This is a genomic window from Shewanella sp. LZH-2, from assembly GCF_016859145.1.
Lineage (GTDB): Bacteria > Pseudomonadota > Gammaproteobacteria > Enterobacterales > Shewanellaceae > Shewanella > Shewanella xiamenensis.
Map to the genome: position 1 here is coordinate 854912 of NZ_CP069350.1, position 19695 is coordinate 874606.

Genomic DNA, 19695 nt, shown 5'->3' on the forward strand with positions numbered 1-19695 from the left:
AAAGAAAATTACCATGTTGTATATTAAAACGAATAATTATAAATGTTTAAAGGTGTTCTCTGCCTATTGGACCCTACTGGTGAGTCTGGCTTTGTTACCGATCCAGACGGCGATTGCAGGGTCTCAGTCGATCATGATTACCGTCTCAAAGGGATTTGGTTTATCGCTCTATGCTTCCGATCTTGGGGATGCCAAACAGATTGCGATGGGGGCAAATGGCACCTTATTTGTCGGCTCCAATAAGAGTGGCACAGTGCATGCGCTTGTTGATAGTAATCAAGATGGTCGTGTAGACAAGCGTTATGTCATCGCCAAGGGGTTAGAGTCTCCCGATGCGATCGCCTTCCATAATGGTGATCTGTTTGTGGCAACTGAAAACCGAATTGTCCGCTTTATTGATATCGAGCAGCGCTTACGCCGTCCAAGTCGTCCTAAAGAGATTTATAGCGATTTACCAGAGTCAGATAAGAAAAGTGCACGAGCGATGAATTTTGGTCCTGATGGCAGGCTCTATGTCTCTATCGGTGCACCTTGTAACGTGTGTGAAGCGAGCGCGCCCTATAGCAGTATTATTGCGATTAATGTGGATACCGGCGCCAGTGAGCAAATTGCGTCAGGTATTCGCGATGTGACAGGTTTTGACTGGTCTCCTCAAGACGGCAAATTGTGGTTTGCCGATCAAGGACGCGATTGGATGGGCGATAACTTACCCCCCGATGAGATTAACCGCATCGATGTGGCGGGCAGCCATTATGGCTTTCCGTATTTACACGCATCATCCGTGGTCGAACCTGCCTATGAAAAGCCAAAAAATTTAAAAATTTCTGTACCGATATACGAACTGCCTGCACACGTTGCGCCAACGGGACTGGCATTTTACCGTGGTAAGCAATTCCCAGAAATCTATCATAACCAATTGTTTGTTGCTGAAAATGGTTCTTGGAACCGTTCAAGCAAAGTCGGTTATCAAATCGTCATGTTGAAGCTTGAGAACCAACAGGTGGTCAGTCGCGAAACCGTAGTGAGTTTTCTCGACGGTGAGTTTCCTGTCGCCCGCCCCTATGGATTATTGTCCGGTGAAGATGGGGCCATGTACATCTCGGATGATTTGAAAGGTAACCTGTATCGACTGTTCTATAGGGATGGCGATAATACTGAAGAACCACAGGAACTAGAAGAAAATGAGTGACGCAATCAAGTTAAGCTTGGATGGCGTAGAGCAGATGCCATTGCGGCGCTTTACCGAAGAAGCTTATCTGAATTATTCCATGTACGTCATTATGGACCGAGCCTTACCCCATATTGGTGATGGCCTTAAACCCGTACAACGACGGATTATTTATGCTATGAGCGAGCTTGGTTTATCGGCTCAATCAAAGCATAAAAAATCAGCTCGTACAGTGGGTGACGTATTAGGTAAGTACCATCCCCATGGCGATAGTGCCTGTTATGAGGCGATGGTGCTGATGGCGCAGCCATTTTCCTATCGTTATCCACTCGTAGATGGTCAAGGAAATTGGGGGGCACCAGATGATCCTAAGTCATTTGCAGCAATGCGTTATACCGAGGCGCGCCTGTCGAAGTTTTCTGAGCTGTTATTATCTGAGCTGGGACAAGGTACGGTTGACTGGGGGGCAAACTTCGATGGCACGTTAAAAGAGCCCAAAGTGCTGCCTGCACGTTTACCTCATATTTTGCTCAACGGCATCACTGGTATTGCGGTGGGCATGGCGACAGATATACCGCCACATAATGCCAGAGAGTTAGTGAATGCCTGCGTTGCGCTTTTGGACGATCCGAAACTCGACCTTGCGCAGTTGATGGCCTATGTGCCAGGGCCTGATTATCCTACAGAAGCTGAGATCATCACCCCGTCTGCCGATATTGCCAAAATCTATGAAACTGGGCGGGGCTCCTTAAAAGCCCGTGCGGTTTATACTGTCGAAGCCGGTGAAATAGTGATCACCGCGCTACCACATCAGGCGGGTAGTGGTAAGATTTTAGAGCAGATTGCTGCTCAAATGCAGGCGAAAAAATTGCCTATGGTTGCTGACTTGCGTGATGAGTCTGACCATGAAAATCCCGTTCGCTTAGTGATTGTACCGCGCTCAAATCGCGTCGATTGCGATCAACTGATGGCGCACTTGTTTGCGACTACCGATCTTGAGAAAAGTTTTAGGGTAAACCTTAACGTACTGGGCCTTGATGGTCGTCCAAGAGTTAAGGGCCTAAAAGACTTACTCACCGAATGGCTTGAGTTTCGTGTCGATACCGTAAGACGTCGCCTAGAATATCGTTTAGATAAAGTGTTGGCGCGTTTACATATCCTTGAAGCGTTAATGATCGCTTTTCTCAATATTGATGAAGTCATTGAGATCATTCGTTTTCATGATGAGCCCAAAGCGGAGTTGATGGCGCGTTTTAACCTGACAGACAAGCAGGCTGAGGCCATCCTCGAGTTAAAATTACGCCATTTAGCTAAGTTAGAAGAATTTAAGATCAAGGCTGAGCAGGACGAACTCGAAGCTGAACGTGAAAAGTTAGAGCAATTATTAGGTTCTGAGCGCCGTTTAAAAACCTTAATTAAGAAAGAATTAATCCAAGATGGTGAGACCTATGGCGATGATCGCCGCTCTCCTATTGTAGAACGCCATGAGTCCCGCGCCTTAACAGAGCAAGAGCTTACCCCGAGTGAACCTGTGACTGTGGTGTTATCAGAAAAAGGTTGGGTGCGTTGTGCTAAGGGCCATGATATTGATGCCGAGTCTTTATCCTATAAGGCGGGCGATCAATATCTCTGTAGTGCCATCGGGCGTAGTAATCAGGTGGCAGTGTTTATTGACTCATCCGGTCGCGCCTTTGCCACCGATAGTCATAGTCTGCCATCGGCTCGTACCCAAGGTGAGCCCATTACTACGCGCTTTAATATGGCATCTGGTGAGACCATGCAGCATGTTATTTTGGGGGAAGACGAGCAATGCTTCCTCTTAGCAACCGATGCAGGTTATGGCTTTATTTGTACTTTCAATGACATGGTGTCTCGTAATAAGGCGGGTAAAGCGCTATTGAGTTTACCGACGAATGCCAAGTCTTTATCACCCAAACCGATTGATCGTAATCGAGAGATGTCTATCCTTGCCATCACCAATGAAGGTCGTATGCTACTGTTTTCATTGGAAGCATTGCCGCAATTATCTAAGGGTAAAGGTAATAAGATTATCGGTATTCCAAGCGAGCGCGCTAAAAACCGTGAAGAGTTAATGACACATTTACAACTTGTGCCAGCAGATACTCCAGTTACCTTGTGGGCGGGTAAGCGCAAACTCACACTTAAACCAAGTGATTTAGAGCATTATCGCGGTGAGCGCGGACGTCGTGGGGCAAAATTACCACGTGGATTACAGCGTGTTGATAGTGTGGAATTAGGCGAAGGTGCTGAGGTCTTGCCTAGCATTTAACTGTTAATTTGAGGCTGCGTAAGAGGTAGCCAGCTCAAGTTATCAAAACCGTTAATCAAAGCCACTCAAGTTTCACTGGAGTGGCTTTTTTATTCTCAGAGTTATGCGCTACAGAGTCACTTTTCTTAAATACAAGGCATAAAAAAACCTACCGCTTGCGGTAGGTTTTTATTAGCGAATATCCGTAAGGATATTAGAAGTCGTAACGTACACCAACAGAGAATACGTTGTCGTCTTGTAGGTCTACTTTGTTACCTGCTACGACATGGTCACCACGGTACATTGCGTATTGACCGTATACCATAGTTGATTTAGAGAAACGGTAGTCAGCACCCACGTTGAAGTTTTGTACGCTGATGTCTGCGCCTTTTAACAGGTTTGTACCAGTGGTAACGTTTTTGTAGTAGTTACCAAAGCCCGTTTCATCAAAGCCGTATTCGGCTTTCAGGTTAACACCGTTTAAAGTGTAAACAACGTTAACAAAGTAAGTGTTACCATCTACTGAGCTATCAGTTACGCTTTCAGAGTTTTGGAATAAACCACCCACTTTGAAATCGCCAAATTTAACTTGTGCTACACCACGGTATGCATCAACACCCGCAATACCTTTGTTATAGGCAACTGCTAAATAGTAGTTTTGATCTTTGAACTTGCTATCACCCAGAGTTGCACTCAGAGCGTATAAGCTTTCGGTGGTTTTTGCAGTAGTGTCGTTATCATCGAACAGGTAAGTGGCGTTTAAGGTCACTAAATCAGCGATTTTTGGTGAGTAGTACCATACACCATCTGCGCTACGAGTTTGTGCGCTGACTAAACGGTCGATATCGGCGTTGGTGTTACCAAATACGTCTACGTTACCTTCTGCTTGCTTAAATACTGTGTCATTACGACCCACTAATACAGTACCTGCATTAGTTTTTAAACCTAAGAAAGTGTTACGAGCTTTGAACACATCACCTGAGCCAGAAGTGTTTTCAACTTGGAATTCCATTTGATAAACAACATCATAGCCATCAGCGATTTTCTCAGTACCTTTAACACCTAACAGTGAGAAGTTGTTTTCTAAATAGGTACCAGCATTGTTTTCATCAGCATAGTTTTTAGTATCAACACCATTGGTGCCTGATTGTAGAGTTGCACCTGTTTCAGTATTAGTTAATGCAAGCTCTAAACGACCATAGAAGCTTGGGCCTTCGGCTAGCGCACCGAATGAAGCCAGCGCTAATACTGATGCAACTGATGCAGAGATGAATGTCTTTTTCATGTTTTGTGCTCCCTCGAACCTAAGTTCTTATCCATTTTTCATGGTTTTTGTGTGGTTTAACACGTTTGTTACAGAAATAAGTAACAAAGTTGCCGCCGATTTTTACAGTTTTATGCCTTGCAGGCTGTGTCATAGATCAAGTTTTTAGCTCTCCTTGCCTGTATTCGGGGTTTTTTAGGACATTTCCCTATCACTTGACCGAAAATCGGCGTGTAAGAGATAAAACTGTATTTTTGGCATACTACTAAAGAGGTATGCGAAGTGCTGTAGCATATACAGACCGGCGGGCCTAACTGTAGCATATACTAATGTTGTCGCAAGTTTGTCATATACGCGTGAGTTGGTGTTATTGGGTACCGAGTACAATAAAAAAAACAAGTAAAGTTACTTTTTAGCAACAAAATACCTGAGGAGATGTTGTTAAATATGTTTAAAATCAAAGGTTTAATTGTTGTTGATGATCTATTGTTTAGATATTGTATTAACTCAGCTAGCATAAGCATTAGTTCAATGCGATAGCCATGATCCTAGACCATAGTATTAGGGCGTATTGACGTTTTGAGTGTGAATTTTGTTCGTTCTGGCAAGCTTGTGCTTGCGAAACGTGGAATGATTATTGACGAGTAAAGCCGTCAATCAACGTGGGTTTAGCGCTTACATTTGCATTCGTGCAAACATGTCTGCTCAGTGCCTTAGGAAAGCCAAGTGCTTTACTTTAAAATCTAGCTGTATCTTTTAGCTCATGGGTTGAGTTTGATTTCGGTTTTTGGCTTAAATCGTTTAGAATCTTCGGCGCATTTTTCATGCATTATGCTGCGTTGGTAAGTGTTTCTCCTCCTTCTCGTTGCGGCTGGGTTCGCTAGATATATAAAGGTAAGTATTGATGACTGAAGCCTATCAAAATCGCTTTGGTGGCATAGGCCGCTTGTACGGGCAAAAAGCGCTTGCGAAATTTGCAGCATCTCATGTCGTGGTAATTGGTATTGGTGGTGTGGGCACTTGGGCGGCTGAGGCATTGGCAAGGAGTGGTATTGGTCAAATTACCTTAATTGATTTAGATGATATCTGCGTGACCAATACTAACCGTCAAATTCATGCGCTTACCTCAACTATTGGCGATTCTAAGGTTGTAGTTATGGCCAAACGGATCCGCGAGATTAATCCTGATTGCCAAGTCAATGAAGTAGAAGATTTTATTACGGTCGACAATCTGGGTGACTATTTACTAGGTTCTCAGTCAGGCGGCAATATTGATTATGTTGTTGATTGTATTGATGCGGTAAAACAAAAAGCAGCGCTTATTGCTTGGTGTAAACGTCAAAAAATCAAGATTGTGACCGTAGGTGGTGCTGGTGGGCAAGTTGATCCAACTCAGATCCAACTGACTGATTTGGCTAAGACCTATCAAGATCCGTTGCTTGCAAAAGTGCGTAATATTTTGCGCCGCGAATATAACTTCTCCAAAAATGTACAACGTCGTTTTGCTGTGGATGCCGTTTTTTCTAGTGAACAGCTCGTTTACCCTCAAGCTGATGGCTCGGTTTGTAGTACCAAAGCCACCGCCGATGGTAGCATGCGGATGGATTGTGCTTCGGGGTTTGGTGCTGTGACTATGGTCACTGGTACTTTTGGATTTGTAGCGGCGAGCCGTGTCCTTTCTCGGTTGGCACAATTAGCTAACGAATAATCCAATTTGTATGTTTTTGTTCTAAATATTTTCAAATAGTGAACTCGTGGTGAGTGGTTATCTTAGGCGCATCGCATTGGTTAAGAGGAATGCGAATGTTAAATTGCGCGCCGCCAAGTGAAGAGTCTGCTTGATAGCTCATTGAACCTTTTAACAAGGTGACTGCATTAAAGGCGGCGGATAAACCTAATCCCGTGCCGCCTTTACTTCTATTGGTGGTAAAGAAAGGCTCGAACATATGTTCAGCGACTTCAGGGGGGATTGCGACGCCATTATTTTGGATGCTGATATTCACAAAGCCCTGCTCAATACTGGCGGAGATTTGTATCTGATTATCTTCTCGGTCTTGAAATGCATGGGTATAAGCGTTGGACAATATATTACTGACGATTTGGTTTAATAGACTCACATTAGTTTGAATATTTAAGTTGGGATCGACTTGCAGGTCGGTTTTTGCGTTGAGTTTAGGATGCATTATCAAGCTAGACGCTAAAATCTCTTTAAGCTGCCTTTGCAGATTGATGCACTGATGCTCTTCGTGGCTGCGGTCGATAGCAATAGTCTTGAATTTTTGAATTAGGCTGCTGGCTTTGGTGATATTACGAACTATAAGCTCACAGCTTTGTTGATACTCGTCCAAAATCGCATTGATTTCGTCGAGTGTCGCGTGCTCACTATGGATAAGCTCAATGAGTTCTTCTATATGATTTAATTGTGCGCTGGCCGCCGTTAAGCAAATACCAATGGGGGTATTAATTTCGTGCGCCACACCAGACACTAATCCTCCTAAGGCGGCCATTTTTTCCTGTTCAACTAACACCTGCTGTGCGCGCTTTAGAGCGGCTAAGGATTGCTCTAACTCTTGGGTTCGCTCTTTAACTTGTCTTGCTAGTTCTTCCTTATAACTACGTTCGAGTTTCAGTAAACGCTCTCTATCTTCTAATGCTGTTTGTAACTCTGCTTTAGAACTTTTCAGTGCTTCAAATGAGTTGCGAAGTTGCCCTTGCATGCTGTTAATCGCATCAGCAACTTGTTTAAACTCATCGATTTTCTCCTTACGTTCAAATTGAAGGGGTTCGAAGTCCGCGTCTAAGTTAATCCGTTTGCAGTATTTACTGAGTTTATCGAGATGTTTAGTGATGTTGTACCAAACTAAAAATAGAATAAATCCAGCGACTAAGAAGGTTTTTATGCCATTGGAGAGTAAAATAAGGATGGCTTTATCGTAAAGGCGGTCATAAATAGCATCCATGTCTACTTGTACTTCTAAAGTACCAACGTTGATATTGTCGGTCGGTGATTTATACACCAGAGGAAAGATTTTATTTAAAGTATGAGTTGGTTTTGGGGTTCCTCCGTTCCACGACTGGCCACTATCATCTTTGATTGAAATGTAGTTAATATCAGGTAGTTGGATGAGACCATTTAGTTGGGTGTTAATCAGTCTTTCATCTATTACCCAAATACTTGCGGCTAATACATCCAGGTTAGCTTTCTCGATATTAGAAAATACCCGATCAATCCGACTAACATCGCCACGATAATCGCTAATGAGTTGGTAGGCTGTCGTCATTAGTGTGATTAAGGAGCTGAATAGCACAATTGACAAGGTGAGGTGCCTACCAATCGGGCTTTTTATAAATTGACTGAAGAATGTCAGCATCTTAAATAATCTTTATCTGATAGCAAGTTGGATGCTTATAAGCATAGACTCAAGCTTAAAAAATTTCGCATGTTATCCCAGTGAAAAATCCCTCAATATTGAACAAAGCAATGGCATCAAACTTGCTTGGTCTTGGCTAAGTTCAATTTTTTGTCACTGGGATAACACTATGATTAAACTCAAATTCGATTCAGTGAAGTTGTTTAGCCCTAAGAAGGTAATGTTTCGGGTTATGCTGTGGCTAATGGTGAGTTGTGCGGTTTTATTGGCGATGCCGTCAAATATTCTTACTTTGCTGGCACTGGATAAGTTTGTACCCGAGCACGCACATTTTGTCGGGCTTGGACTTATTATCTCGATCGCGTATTTTTTAACTCAGTTATTGAACTTGGGATTAGATGAGTCGATTCGTCATTTAAGTGATAAGCGCATCACCGAGACCATTGAAGCAAAAGTTAATTTGCTGGATCGTGCAGAGCGAGCATTATTACGAGAATTCTTTTTGCAAGGAGCCACTATTTTGACATTGCCGCAAAACGAACCCGCGGTAAAAAGTTTGCTCAGTGCCTGTATCCTCGAATGTTTAGGTAATGAACGTCATTACGCAATCCAAGGGCCCACAGCAGACTATAAAATTTCGATGAAAGCACGTATCTACTTAAATCGGGGCGTTTTACGTTTACCAGCAGGGGAACCAAGTGAAGAAGAAATGCAACATCTGATTAAAGCGCGCCCGCAGTTTCTCAATGGCTTAGTTCAAAACCGTAAACACGCAGCTTAAGTGTAGCGTTGGCTATAGCGCAAAATTACAGGCATAAAAAATGGGGGTTAATGGAACCCCCATAACAACGTGCAATTTTTACAAGCTACAATGAACAGAATAACAATTTGGAAGCAAAAACTACGATTGTTGCGCTGACTTCACGATAAACATCCAAGTGATATAAGAAATTATCCCTATAGTGCTAAAGATAACGATCATTGAAAGTAAACCAATTGGGTTACCGAACATTAAATCTAACCAAAATGCCATGATTGAAATCCTCTTTCTTGTGAAGTCATCCATACACTAGCGCTCTTACTGTCAGCAAATACTGATCCTGATCAATAAAAAATCGACGTCCTAAAACAATCTTGTAACCAAAGATTAACCCTGTGATCTACTTCAAATTTAGCGGGTGATGAAATTTTATCAAACTCAATCTTTTGGGCTTTGTTTCTTACTTCATTCGGGACTAGTCTTAAGAGTAGTAACTATTAAGTGATACCAAGAACAAGGTATTTGCTAATCCGTTTTAGCATTGATTGAAGTTAGACTGCATTTTTGAAGGAGCCAAAAATGGCTAGCACCACTGTTAAAAAGGGCACTATGGGATATGGTATTATTTTCGCTCCTATGGTCTTACTTTTATATCCCCTTTATTGTTTGCTTAGTAGCGCGCATTGGGTTGCAACCTTATGTTTAATCGCACTTGCCCTTATTCTATTTTTTAACATTAACAAACTTATCCGTAATCTGAGGCACCTCGAGCGTGCGGCTCATCACTTGGGTGACGGTGATTTGAGTTACCAGCTTGATGAGAAAGATGCGGGAGTGTTTCACACTGTCGTTCACAGCATCAATCGCATGGGCGAAGATGTGAGTCGTACGATTTTATCTCTAGTTGATACCAGCGAATGGATGAAGAAGGTCGCCACCGACATAAAGACGATTAGTGAGCAGGCAAAACAAGGCGTTTTGGAGCAAGAACGTCAAACCGAGCTTGCGGCAACGGCCATGACCCAGATGGTTTCAACCGTACAAGAAGTGTCACACAATGCGGCTAATACCGCGCAAGCCGCTGATATTGCGCAGACTTCAGCTAAACATGGTGATGAAGTCATGGGCGCTATTGTCAATAAAATCAGCGATATGACTTCGCAAATTCACCAAACAAAAGCAGTGATTGAACACCTTGCCGCCGATACGAATAGCATTAGCAGCATTATTGAGACTATCTCGCAAGTGGCCGAACAAACCAACTTATTGGCTCTTAATGCGGCGATTGAGAGTGCTCGAGCGGGTGAGCATGGCCGTGGATTTGCGGTTGTTGCCGATGAAGTCCGTAATTTGGCAAAACGTACCTCAGAGGCGACCGCTGAAATTCAACAGCAGATAACCGCATTACAAAAGGGCGCTCAACAAGGGGTTGAAGTGATGTTAAAAAACGTCACTATCGCCGATGAAACCGCCTTGATGGTAGAGAAAGCGCATCAATCTTTGGGTGAAATTGTCACTCACGTTGAAAGCATTACGGATATGTCTCATCAAATTGCCACTGCATCGGAAGAGCAGCATGCAGTTGCAGAGGAAATTAACAAAAATATCAACGCGATGACTGAATTAGCGTTGAAAAATGCACATCATACTAATCTAACCAATCTATCTAGTCTTAAGGTTTATAATATGTCTCAGGAGATTGGTTCACTGCTACATCGTTTCCATGTGGATAAGCAGCTATTTACCTCTAATCAAGCCCAAAGCCAACTATTTGTAAAATGGGGGCCAGAACTTGATATCGGTATGCCGGAGATTAACCGCCAGCATCAACGCTTAGTCTCTCTTGTTAACGAATTGCACCGTACCTTAAGCGAAGCCTATGGCCTCGAAGCGATTAAACGGATTGTTCAAGGACTTGTGGATTACACCGCGAATCATTTTTCCTATGAAGAAGAGTTGTTTGCTCGTTTTGGATACCCACAAACTATTGCCCATAAGGAGAAACATGCGCAGCTTGTTGGTCAAGTGCTTGATTTTCAAAAGCGGGTTGGTAGAGGTGAAGATGTGGCTGACGAGTTAATGGCATTCTTAAAATCTTGGTTGGTTAACCATATTCAAAAAAGTGACAAGGAATATACGCAGTTTTTACTTTCCCATGGCGCTGAGTAGATTAAGATGCTGTTTTAAGAGTCATCGAGCAATATGCAAGGTAAAATTAATAGACGCCGGATTTTTGAGCGGTTAAAACTAATTTGCCAACAAGGTCTTTAAAAGGGCTTGCCATTGTCTTTGGCAAAGGTATAATTCCCAGCACTTAAAGCCAGCTAGTTGTTTTTATTAGCTCTAAGTATTGATAATGCCAGAGTGGTGAAATCGGTAGACACAGCGGATTCAAAATCCGCCGCCCTTAAAAGCGTGACGGTTCGAGTCCGTCCTCTGGTACCATCCCTTTCAAAGGGACTCAAACCGACCTAGAGTCGGTTTTTTTGTGTCTTAAATTTGTTCCAAACATGCAACTTAGTGGGACTCGGCAATATCCATTTGTGTCATAGTCACGCCTTTGATTTGGGCATAGATAGCCTTTCCTGGAGCGAGTTGTAACTCGTCACAAGCCCATGGGGTGATGTTGGCCCACAGTTCTTCTTTGCCTAGTGCAATTTTTAGCTGAATTTGCTCGCCATTATCGCTGGGGTAGAGCTCTTTTATGTTTCCTCTTAGTAAGTTACGAATACTCGAGCCTTTAGGTTCTTCAGTGCAAACCGAAACATGGTTCGCTTGAATGCGTACCTTTAACTGTTTATGGGTGGGGGGCAATTGGCCGCTGACCCAGAGCTGATTGCCGTCATCCATCAACAGTCTGGTCATTGGATAATCAGGATGTCTGTCGGCGATTCTGGCGCTCAGCAGCGAACTTAATTCCTGCAATGGTACCCAGGGGCGCATTTGTTCACTATTCCATACCTGTGTTAGCGGTCCTTGGGCGATCATTTTTCCTTGATGTAACACCAACATATGGTCGGCAAGTTGTAGGATTTCATCCAAGCTGTGGCTCACATAGACGATTGGTAGCTTCAATTCCTGCGCTAGGGTTTGTAGGTAAGGCAGCAATTCGCGTTTTCGGGGTAAATCGAGGGAAGCTAAGGGCTCATCCATCAATAGCATTTGCGGCGAGGTGAGTAGGGCTCGGCCAATGGCGACCCGTTGTTTTTCACCGCCAGACAGTGTGCTGGGATAGCGGCTTAAGAGTTTTTCTATACCCAGTAGCGAGACAACTTTATCAAACAATTCAGGTGCTTTATGACGCATCCCATAGGTGAGATTGCCCTTCACACTGTAATGGGGAAATAATCTCGCTTCTTGAAAGACATAGCCAATTCGGCGTTTTTCAGGGGGCAGATTAACGGTTTTATGCTTGAACAATAGTGTATCGCCCAGGCTAATTTCGCCTTTGTCTGGCGTGGTTAATCCGCCGAGTAAATTCACTAAGGAGGTTTTGCCCGCTCCTGATCGGCCGAATACGGCTGTGACGCCCTGTAATGGTAAATGGGTGTACACCTTGAGTTGTAGTTGGCCGAGTTGTTTTTCAATATTGATGTTTAACATACGCTTGCCGTTCTTTTGAGGGCTTTTTTTGTGAGCCATTGGGAGGCGAGTAAGGAGGCCAACGCTATCACTATCGAGATGATACACAGGCGCATTGCCTGATATTCCGCCCCCGGTGTTTCGATAAAGGAATACATGGCCAGCGGAATGGTGCGAGTTTCGCCGGGAATATTGGAGACGAAGGTAATTGTCGAGCCAAATTCCCCTAGGCTGCGGGCAAAGGCGATGATCATTCCCGACACTATTCCGGGCGAGGTGAGCGGCAGGGTGATGGTCAAAAATACCCGCCAGCGGCTGCTTCCCAAGGTGCGCGCCGCCTGTTCGAGGCGTATATCGACGGTTTCGAAGGATTGACGTATGGCTCTGACCATTAAAGGAAAGGAGACCACAGCGGCGGCGAGTGCCGCGCCGCGCCAGCTAAAGCTAAAACTTACGCCAAACCAGTTATAGAGCCATTGTCCGATTACGCCCTGACGCCCCATGCTGATGAGCAGCAGGTAACCGACCACCACGGGCGGTAACACCAGTGGGAGATGTAGGAGACTGTCGAAGACAGCCTTACCGGGGAACTCTACGCGCGCCAGCAACCAAGCGCATAAAATGCCTAAGGGTAAACTGGCGAGCACGGCAACCGCCGAGACTTTGAGGCTCAGCAGTAGCGCGGCGGTTTCGTATTCGCTGAGCAGTGGCCCGTTAAACAGCGAGCCACTTACTAAAACATCACTCAGCACTAGTTCACTCCAAAGCCATATTTTTCAAATACTGCTTTTGCACTTGAGCTTTGAAGGTATTGATTAAAGTTTTTAGCGCTGGCGGTTGATTCTTGCTTAGTTAAGGCGCTGGGATATTCAATCGGGCTATAGCTGGTGGCGGGGAAGGTTGCCACAATTTTAATCTTTTGTGCCACTTTGGCATCGGTCGAGTACACGATACCGAGCGGGGCTTCGCCCTGTTCCACTAATGCTAAAGCGGCGCGGACATTGTTTGCTCTCGCCAGCAGTGGCTCGGCGGTTTTCCAAAGATTCAGGTTTTCAAGCGCTTGCTTGGCGTATTGTCCGGCTGGGACATGATCAGGGTCGCCCACCGCTAAGCGGCTGCCATTGACCGCGGCCTTAATATCCCAATCGCTGTTTAGGGTGATTTGGTCTACTGGGCTATTCTTTTCGGCAATCAGCACTAAGGTATTTTTTAACAGGGTAATGCGGCTATTGGCATTGACCGCCTTGGCCTCGACGAGGTAATCCATCCATTTTTGGTTGGCGGAGATAAACAGATCGGCGGGCGCACCATTAGCGATTTGTTTGGCGAGTGTTGAGGAGGAGGCGAAGGAGAAAATCACTTTCGTTTGATGTTCCTTTTCGTACTGCTGGCCAATCTCATTAAGCGCATTCGTGAGGGATGCGGCGGCAAAAACAGTCACTTGTTCTTGGTCTGCGGCAAAGCTGATGCTGCAACTGAGGGCTAAGCCAACGACTGAGGCTGTGGTAAAGCGTAAAAAGTGTTTGAGCGAGCTCATGGTGTTCCTCCGTGATAAAAAGTGATCGTTATATACCAATCTGTATATCGATCATTCAAGTCCCGATGCGTAAATTAGTGATCTCGGCTCGGTTTATTGGCGAAAACGCTAATACCTCGGCGGAGAATTCCGACCGTACGTATTGGTATCTTAAGATTGATCGGGGACAATAGCATTCACTTAAGCTAAGGCGCGCAGGAACATGGACTTACACGCACTATTGACATTGTCATTGGGGGATAAACCCTTCGCCAATCCTCGGCGGATAGCTTTGCTACGCCAAGTGGCTAATACTGGGTCTATCAGCCAGGGCGCTAAGTTGGCGGGGATCAGCTATAAGGCCGCGTGGGATGCAATAAACGAGATGAACACCACTATGCCCGAGCCCGTCGTCAGCAGTGAAAAGGGTGGTAAGGGCGGTGGTGGCGCCAAACTTACCGAGTTTGGTGAGCGTTTACTTAAGGTGTATTCCATCACCTCGCAGGTGCAGGAAATGGCGCTGTCGGCGTTGCTTGATGATTCGGTCGATATGCACAGTTTGTTAGATGTGATGGCGCATTTCTCCCTTAAAACCAGTGCTCGCAACCAATTAACGGGGCGTATCCACAGCATTGAGCCACTCGGTTTGAATGACAGCCTGAAGGTGACATTGGCGGGGGGGCAACAGATCCAAATCTCAGTGACCCATGCCAGTTTTGAGCGTCTGCAGTTAGCTTTGGACCAATCGATTCTATTGTTGTTTAAGGCACCCGCGGTGACGGCCAATCGTTATGCCTGCCAGAGCGCTGGGCAAAATTGTGTCAGTGGGCACTTACTGAGTGTGACTGAACTGGCCGATAAGGCTGAACTAGCCATAGAAATTGGTGGCAAAGAGATTATCTATTCGGTGATGCCACTGGCCGATATTCAAACGCTCAACGTAGGCGAGCCATGCTTTGCCTGCTTTGATGCCACACAAGTGATTGTTGCCAGTATGAATTAAGGCATTAAGCTAAGATGCTAGGCATCCCGTGGTAAGCCTTTTTGGATGACCCTAACCAGTCGCTCCGTTTTACGGTTATTGGTTTGTGAGCCGCCCGCACGTTGCCGCACTAGGGCCCAATCGATATGTTCTTTCACCATATCATCGATATCCGCTTGGGCTTTACGTTGCTTGAGGGCGGCAATGATTTGTGGCGAACTCGGCGCATTGCCGAGTGCTACAGCGATATTGCGTAGCCAGCGCTGATGACCAATACGGCGAATAGCGCTGCCTTCGGTTTGTTTGAGAAACTCGGCTTCGCTCCAAGCGAATAAGGTAAGCAGTTCTGGCTGTTTGAGCTTAGGCCGAATGTGGAAATCACTCTCCAGGGTCAGCGGTGCTTCGCGATTGACCGGGCACACCAACTGACAATCATCACAACCGTAAATGCGATTGCCCATCAAAGGGCGAAACTCTTCTGGAATGGCACCCTGCAATTCGATTGTCAGATAAGAAATACAGCGCCGAGCATCCACAGTATAGGGCTCGACGATAGCGCCTGTCGGGCAGGAGGTGATGCAGGCCACGCAGGTGTTGCAGTCTTCCTGGATAGGAATGTCTACGGGTAAGGGCAGGTTGATCAGCAATTCCCCAAGGAAGAACCAGCTACCAGCATCGTGATTAAGGATAAGTGAGTGCTTACCTGTCCAACCTATGCCGGCTTTTTCGGCGAGTGGACGTTCCAGCACAGGGGCAGAATCGACAAAGGGCCTAAAGTCGGCGGCATCGAACCCTAAGGCGACAAGCTCGCTACTGATTTGATCGCCCAGCTTTTTTAAGCGGGCACGGATGAGTTTGTGGTAATCCCTGCCGCCCGCATAACGCGAGATATAGCCCATATTCGGTGAAGCTAAGTTAGTGGCAAAGCCCGCCTCCGGTGGCAAATAATCCATCCGTGCTGAAATCACTCGAACTGTGCCTGGATGCAACTCATAGGGGCGAGCGCGCATCATGCCATGGGTGGCCATGTAGGCCATTTCTCCGTGATATCCTTTATCTAACCACGTTTCCAACTTAGCTTCTTCAGCTGTTAAATCGGTGTCACAAATCCCTATTTGGGCAAAACCGAGCGCCTTTCCCCAGTTTTTAATTTGTAAAGCGAGGCGGGATAGGGTGGCTGCATCGGGAATATTGGCGGGAGAGGTTGCTGTGGTTGACATGGAAGCTGCGTTGAACTTAATAAGATGGCTCTATGATAGCAGTTTTAAGCCGCTACGGACGAGTTTAGTGTTTAGGGCATTTAAGCCAAACAGCAATTGTTACTTTCTTCTGTGCGTAAATTAGATCTATGATTAAGATTAACCTCCCCTTCGGCCTTGCCTATGTTATCCGCCATTTCCAAGTACTGCTATCGATTGTTATTAGGTGTGAGCTTAGGTTATTCAGGGCTAAGCTTTGCGGTAGCGGCTCCAGTGCGTTTAGTCACAGAAGCTTGGCCGCCTATGAGTTTTGAGCAAGATGGTGTACCCACTGGTTTTGGGGTGGAACTGGTGAATATGCTGCAAGCTCGCCTTGGACAGCAAGAAAAGATTGAAGTATTGCCTTGGGCGCGGGCGTATTCGATCGCGAGTACAACGGCAAATGTACTACTGTTTGCGACATCTATCAGCGATGAGCGGGAAGCCAATTTTGATTTTATTGGCCCCATTGCGACTAGCAACATTACTCTTTACACCAGAGCGGACGATCCTATCAGCATCAATCACTTGTTAGATGTGAATACGGCGGGAATCGTTGGTGTGTATCGAGAGTCTGTGGGGGCACAACTGTTGCAACAGCAGGGAGTTAATGCCCTCTTAGTGGCAAGTTTTCCACAGCAATCGGCTAAACAGCTGTTGTTTTCGCGGATACGATTCTGGTGTCAGGCTGATCTGGCGGTAAAGCATATACTTGAAGATGTTGGGGCGAAGGAATCGGCTATTAAACCTGTTTATATTATCGCTGAAATCCATCTTTATCTTGCTTTCTCGAAGGGGACACCAGCCGAGACTGTGCAGCGTTGGCAAGTTGAGTTAGAAAAGCTAAAAGAGTCAGGGGTGTTTGCAAAGGTCTATCAAAAGTGGTTTGGCGCACTGCAGCCCCCCCTCGAAAATCAGATTTTTTGGCGTAAAAATAATTCAGCTAGCAGGTAAGTTCCGCAGCTTTAACACAGTTTCTTCCGGCATTTTTGGCTTCGTACAGCGCGCTATCTGCCCGTTTCAGTAAACGGGCAAAGCTTTCATCTTGAGGCTTTGTCTCTGGACATAAGGTGGCAACTCCTGCACTGACGGTCAGTTTTAACTCTTCCGGTAAATTAATGGTGCCGTAACGGCTGATTAAGCTTTGTAATTCATGGGCCAGCTCCCAAACGCGTTCAGCGCTGGTATTGGGTAATAAGATCAAAAACTCCTCACCGCCGATCCTGCCGATTTGATTGCGGTCCGCGGCAAATTCTTTGCAGGCCTGGGCTATGGTTAAAAGTGCTTGGTCGCCAATTTCGTGGCCGAAGTTATCGTTGATTTTTTTAAAATGATCGGCATCGAAGATGATGATCGAAAAAGGCATTTGCTGTTTAAGCGCTTGCTGAAAATACTGCTCTGCTTGGGCATATATATGCCTGCGATTAGGCAATTGGGTGAGATAATCGGTTAAGGCGATGGTTTGTAGTTGGCGGTTTCTGTGCACTTGCTTATAGGCAAATAGCGACACTATGCCCAAAATACAGCCCGTCAACAACAGAATGATAAGCTGTAGTGACTTATTTTTTTCGAGCAAGGCTAATTCTTGCTCTTTTAATTTTTGGTTATCAATCAATCGCTTGTTTTCAGATTCGAACCTACTGGTATCAAATTTTACTTTTAATTCCGTTGTCTGGTGAGCCGTGGAGTTGTTATCAACTTTCTTCGTTAGATCAACAAATTGCTGCAGAGTATAGTAGGCTTGCTGTAAGTCCCCCATCGCAGCATAGATATCACTCTTGAGTTGTAACAGTTGAATAAGACCACGGTCATTATGCATGGTCCGAAAAGCATTTTCGGCTGAGGCTAGTTCAGTTAGCGCCTCTGGGTAAAGAGCTTGTTGAGAAAGGATTTTTGCCATAAACAGCTTCATAAAACTATAAGCTCCGGGCTCTTTCTCTGTAATGTCGAGTGCAGCCTCCTTTAAATAGTTTTCCGCTTCCTGTAACCGGTTTAATTGAATAAGACTGTAGGCAATATTCGTTGCATTTATTGCAGCCACAAGCTTGTACTTGTGGTCTTTAAAGTATTGGTAACTAAAGCGAAAGTTCTCTATGGCTTGCTCATGCTCCCCTATTTCATCTAGGGCGAGTCCAATATCTGAAGTGACATTGGCAACTTGATCCATATTGCCATTTTTTAAATATAACTCTTTGAGTTTTTGATAGTATTTTATTGCGCTTTCAGGGTCGCCATAGCGTCTAAAGCTGGTGGCAATATCGGTCAAGTTTATATTGGCCCAGCCTGTGAGATTTAATGATTCATAAAGCCCTTGGGCGGTGACAAGATCGTCTAATGCCTCTGAAAAGTCACCAATATAGGAGTGTAGTGCTCCACGAAGACTGCGGGCATCGGCAATGAGTTTTATATCTTCATGCGCGTATGCGCTTTTCACGCCTTTATTATAACCTTCCATAGCTCCGCTAATATCACCACTTAGCTGTAAAAACCAAGCATGGCAAAGGGTTATATCGGTAATAAAATGGGCCGAAGCGGTAGATGGAATATGTGAGAGCATTTGCTCGGCATAATTAAGCGCGTTAGTTATTTGGCCTTCATCATCTGAAGGTTGGCTCCAGCACTTGATTTGGTTAAGTTTTTCAATACGTTCTATATCATCACTTGAGATGTACTGCTCTAGTAAAGCAATATTTTTCTCGATGGCTTCACGGGACATTGTCTCGCCGCTATCAAATAATTTGAATATTTGTTCGACCTGTGGCGGCTCTTCAGCTAAAGCTAGGTATGCTTGCCCGGTGAAGAGGAGTAGTGCTATGGCAAAGAATCGTCGGCAATATCGCAAGAGATAGATTTCCTGTTCACTTTGAAACAGATAGCTAACTATTATCCTAACATAAGTTTTTCACTAATTGTTTACATTGTGTATTGGCAATTTTTGCATTCATTCCGCTATCAAGGTATAAACGTCGCCTTGGATCTCACCCAATAAGGAAAACCCTTGAAAAAATTACTCTGTGTCGCACTGTTACTGTTCACGGGAGCGAGTTGGGCAAACTCGGATGATATCGAGACCTCGGGCGATGTGGTTCATTTACTCCTGCCGGCGACGGCTTTGGGCGCGACCCTATTCTATGAAGAGGGGAATGAAGGTTCGTGGCAATTACTTAAAGCAGCAGTCTCGAGCCGAGTCATAGTCGAAGGGCTTAAGCTGGGTGTCAATAAGGATAGACCCGATGGCAGTGGTGATGATTCTTTCCCATCCGGGCACACCTCGGATAGTTTTATGGCAGCCACGTTTATTCAGCAGCGTTATGGCTGGCAATATGGTCTGCCGGCGTATCTTGCTGCGACTTATGTGGGTTATACCCGAGTCGAGAGCGATAAGCACTATTTAGAAGATGTCCTCGCCGGCGCTGCGATTGGTGCACTGGCGGGTTGGTATTTTACTGAGCCCTATAAAGGGATCACAGTGACACCGTTAGCCCATAATGGGGTTTATGGTTTATATATTAGCGGTCAATTTTAAGTTGTTTATAAAAGAGAGT

General features: G+C 45.2%; 16 protein-coding genes and 1 tRNA gene. 9 read left to right on the top strand and 8 right to left on the bottom strand.

All coding sequences use genetic code 11. The features are described 5' to 3' along the window. Positions 1-13: 13 nt before the first annotated feature. Together JM642_RS03945 and parC are read left to right on the top strand one after the other, a co-directional pair. Complete coding sequence (locus JM642_RS03945) at positions 14-1189, top strand: PQQ-dependent sugar dehydrogenase (protein ID WP_144346011.1); 1176 nt, start codon at positions 14-16, stop codon at positions 1187-1189. Further along, complete coding sequence (parC, locus tag JM642_RS03950) at positions 1182-3458, top strand: DNA topoisomerase IV subunit A (RefSeq protein WP_055647704.1); 2277 nt, start codon at positions 1182-1184, stop codon at positions 3456-3458. The genes JM642_RS03945 and parC overlap by 8 nt, the downstream gene beginning before the upstream one ends. 193 nt (positions 3459-3651) lie before the next feature. On the opposite strand, the gene JM642_RS03955 is transcribed toward parC, so the two are convergent. Beyond that, on the bottom strand, positions 3652-4722 hold the full coding sequence (locus JM642_RS03955; RefSeq protein ID WP_037428011.1) for a porin: 1071 nt from the start codon (positions 4720-4722) through the stop codon (positions 3652-3654). 883 nt (positions 4723-5605) lie between these two features. On the opposite strand from JM642_RS03955, the gene tcdA reads away from it, so the two are divergent. Continuing rightward, positions 5606-6409: a tRNA cyclic N6-threonylcarbamoyladenosine(37) synthase TcdA gene (tcdA, locus tag JM642_RS03960; RefSeq protein ID WP_188869396.1), complete on the top strand. Its 804-nt coding sequence runs from the start codon at positions 5606-5608 to the stop codon at positions 6407-6409. A 31-nt stretch (positions 6410-6440) separates the two neighbouring features. On the opposite strand, the gene JM642_RS03965 is transcribed toward tcdA, so the two are convergent. Beyond that, positions 6441-8072, bottom strand: coding sequence for an ATP-binding protein (locus JM642_RS03965; RefSeq protein WP_037428009.1), 1632 nt, complete (start codon positions 8070-8072; stop codon positions 6441-6443). Between the two features lie 169 nt (positions 8073-8241). Here JM642_RS03965 and JM642_RS03970 point away from each other — a divergent pair, with 169 nt between their 5' ends. After that, entirely contained in the window at positions 8242-8853 is a 612-nt protein-coding gene (locus tag JM642_RS03970) for a superinfection exclusion B family protein (protein WP_037422175.1), read from the top strand. 120 nt (positions 8854-8973) lie between these two features. Here JM642_RS03970 and JM642_RS03975 read toward each other — a convergent pair whose 3' ends face one another. After that, positions 8974-9105, bottom strand: coding sequence for a DUF3149 domain-containing protein (locus JM642_RS03975; protein ID WP_011715898.1), 132 nt, complete (start codon positions 9103-9105; stop codon positions 8974-8976). A 306-nt stretch (positions 9106-9411) separates the two neighbouring features. Here JM642_RS03975 and JM642_RS03980 point away from each other — a divergent pair, with 306 nt between their 5' ends. Both JM642_RS03980 and JM642_RS03985 read left to right on the top strand, forming a co-directional pair. Continuing rightward, positions 9412-11001 carry a bacteriohemerythrin gene (locus tag JM642_RS03980; protein WP_047539348.1) on the top strand — a complete coding sequence of 530 codons (1590 nt, stop codon included), beginning with the start codon at positions 9412-9414 and terminating at the stop codon, positions 10999-11001. Between the two features lie 189 nt (positions 11002-11190). Continuing rightward, positions 11191-11277, top strand: a tRNA-Leu gene (locus JM642_RS03985). A gap of 72 nt (positions 11278-11349) precedes the next feature. Here the strand turns inward: JM642_RS03985 and modC are convergent. The 3 genes from modC to modA are packed head-to-tail and all read right to left on the bottom strand — an operon-like array spanning position 11350 to position 13951. After that, the gene (gene modC / locus JM642_RS03990) at positions 11350-12435 is read right to left on the bottom strand and encodes a molybdenum ABC transporter ATP-binding protein ModC (protein ID WP_047539378.1); all 1086 of its coding nucleotides are present in this window, start codon (positions 12433-12435) and stop codon (positions 11350-11352) included. Then, positions 12429-13166, bottom strand: a complete 738-nt coding sequence (gene modB, locus JM642_RS03995; protein ID WP_144374920.1) for a molybdate ABC transporter permease subunit — start codon at positions 13164-13166, stop codon at positions 12429-12431. The genes modC and modB overlap by 7 nt, the downstream gene beginning before the upstream one ends. Then, positions 13166-13951 (bottom strand): molybdate ABC transporter substrate-binding protein, encoded by a 786-nt coding sequence (gene modA, locus JM642_RS04000; RefSeq protein ID WP_144374921.1) that lies wholly within the window; start codon positions 13949-13951, stop codon positions 13166-13168. The genes modB and modA overlap by 1 nt, the downstream gene beginning before the upstream one ends. Before the next feature lie 202 nt (positions 13952-14153). Here modA and JM642_RS04005 point away from each other — a divergent pair, with 202 nt between their 5' ends. Next, entirely contained in the window at positions 14154-14933 is a 780-nt protein-coding gene (locus JM642_RS04005) for a TOBE domain-containing protein (RefSeq protein WP_069454286.1), read from the top strand. 17 nt (positions 14934-14950) lie between these two features. Here the strand turns inward: JM642_RS04005 and queG are convergent, their stop codons facing one another. Further along, entirely contained in the window at positions 14951-16132 is a 1182-nt protein-coding gene (gene queG / locus JM642_RS04010) for a tRNA epoxyqueuosine(34) reductase QueG (RefSeq protein ID WP_203432896.1), read from the bottom strand. 162 nt (positions 16133-16294) lie between these two features. Here queG and JM642_RS04015 point away from each other — a divergent pair, with 162 nt between their 5' ends. Further along, positions 16295-17104 carry a transporter substrate-binding domain-containing protein gene (locus JM642_RS04015; protein WP_203432897.1) on the top strand — a complete coding sequence of 270 codons (810 nt, stop codon included), beginning with the start codon at positions 16295-16297 and terminating at the stop codon, positions 17102-17104. Here JM642_RS04015 and JM642_RS04020 read toward each other — a convergent pair. Continuing rightward, positions 17094-19034, bottom strand: a complete 1941-nt coding sequence (locus tag JM642_RS04020) for a GGDEF domain-containing protein (RefSeq protein ID WP_203433723.1) — start codon at positions 19032-19034, stop codon at positions 17094-17096. The two genes, JM642_RS04015 and JM642_RS04020, sit on opposite strands and share 11 nt — an antisense overlap. Before the next feature lie 114 nt (positions 19035-19148). Between JM642_RS04020 and JM642_RS04025 the strand changes: the two genes are divergently transcribed. Next, on the top strand, positions 19149-19676 hold the full coding sequence (locus JM642_RS04025; RefSeq protein WP_037428001.1) for a phosphatase PAP2 family protein: 528 nt from the start codon (positions 19149-19151) through the stop codon (positions 19674-19676). The last annotated feature ends 19 nt before the right edge of the window (positions 19677-19695 follow it).

Excerpts from the sequence above, each read along its gene's own strand:
- parC (WP_055647704.1), top strand. The coding sequence starts at position 1,182 with ATGAGTGACGCAATCAAGTTAAGCTTGGATGGCGTAGAGCAGATGCCA.
- JM642_RS03945 (WP_144346011.1), top strand. The coding sequence starts at position 14 with ATGTTGTATATTAAAACGAATAATTATAAATGTTTAAAGGTGTTCTCT.
- JM642_RS04005 (WP_069454286.1), top strand. The coding sequence starts at position 14,154 with ATGGACTTACACGCACTATTGACATTGTCATTGGGGGATAAACCCTTC.
- JM642_RS03955 (WP_037428011.1), bottom strand. The coding sequence starts at position 4,722 with ATGAAAAAGACATTCATCTCTGCATCAGTTGCATCAGTATTAGCGCTG.
- JM642_RS03975 (WP_011715898.1), bottom strand. The coding sequence starts at position 9,105 with ATGGCATTTTGGTTAGATTTAATGTTCGGTAACCCAATTGGTTTACTT.
- JM642_RS03970 (WP_037422175.1), top strand. The coding sequence starts at position 8,242 with ATGATTAAACTCAAATTCGATTCAGTGAAGTTGTTTAGCCCTAAGAAG.
- JM642_RS03965 (WP_037428009.1), bottom strand. The coding sequence starts at position 8,072 with ATGCTGACATTCTTCAGTCAATTTATAAAAAGCCCGATTGGTAGGCAC.
- JM642_RS04015 (WP_203432897.1), top strand. The coding sequence starts at position 16,295 with ATGTTATCCGCCATTTCCAAGTACTGCTATCGATTGTTATTAGGTGTG.
- tcdA (WP_188869396.1), top strand. The coding sequence starts at position 5,606 with ATGACTGAAGCCTATCAAAATCGCTTTGGTGGCATAGGCCGCTTGTAC.
- JM642_RS03980 (WP_047539348.1), top strand. The coding sequence starts at position 9,412 with ATGGCTAGCACCACTGTTAAAAAGGGCACTATGGGATATGGTATTATT.
- queG (WP_203432896.1), bottom strand. The coding sequence starts at position 16,132 with ATGTCAACCACAGCAACCTCTCCCGCCAATATTCCCGATGCAGCCACC.
- modA (WP_144374921.1), bottom strand. The coding sequence starts at position 13,951 with ATGAGCTCGCTCAAACACTTTTTACGCTTTACCACAGCCTCAGTCGTT.
- modC (WP_047539378.1), bottom strand. The coding sequence starts at position 12,435 with ATGTTAAACATCAATATTGAAAAACAACTCGGCCAACTACAACTCAAG.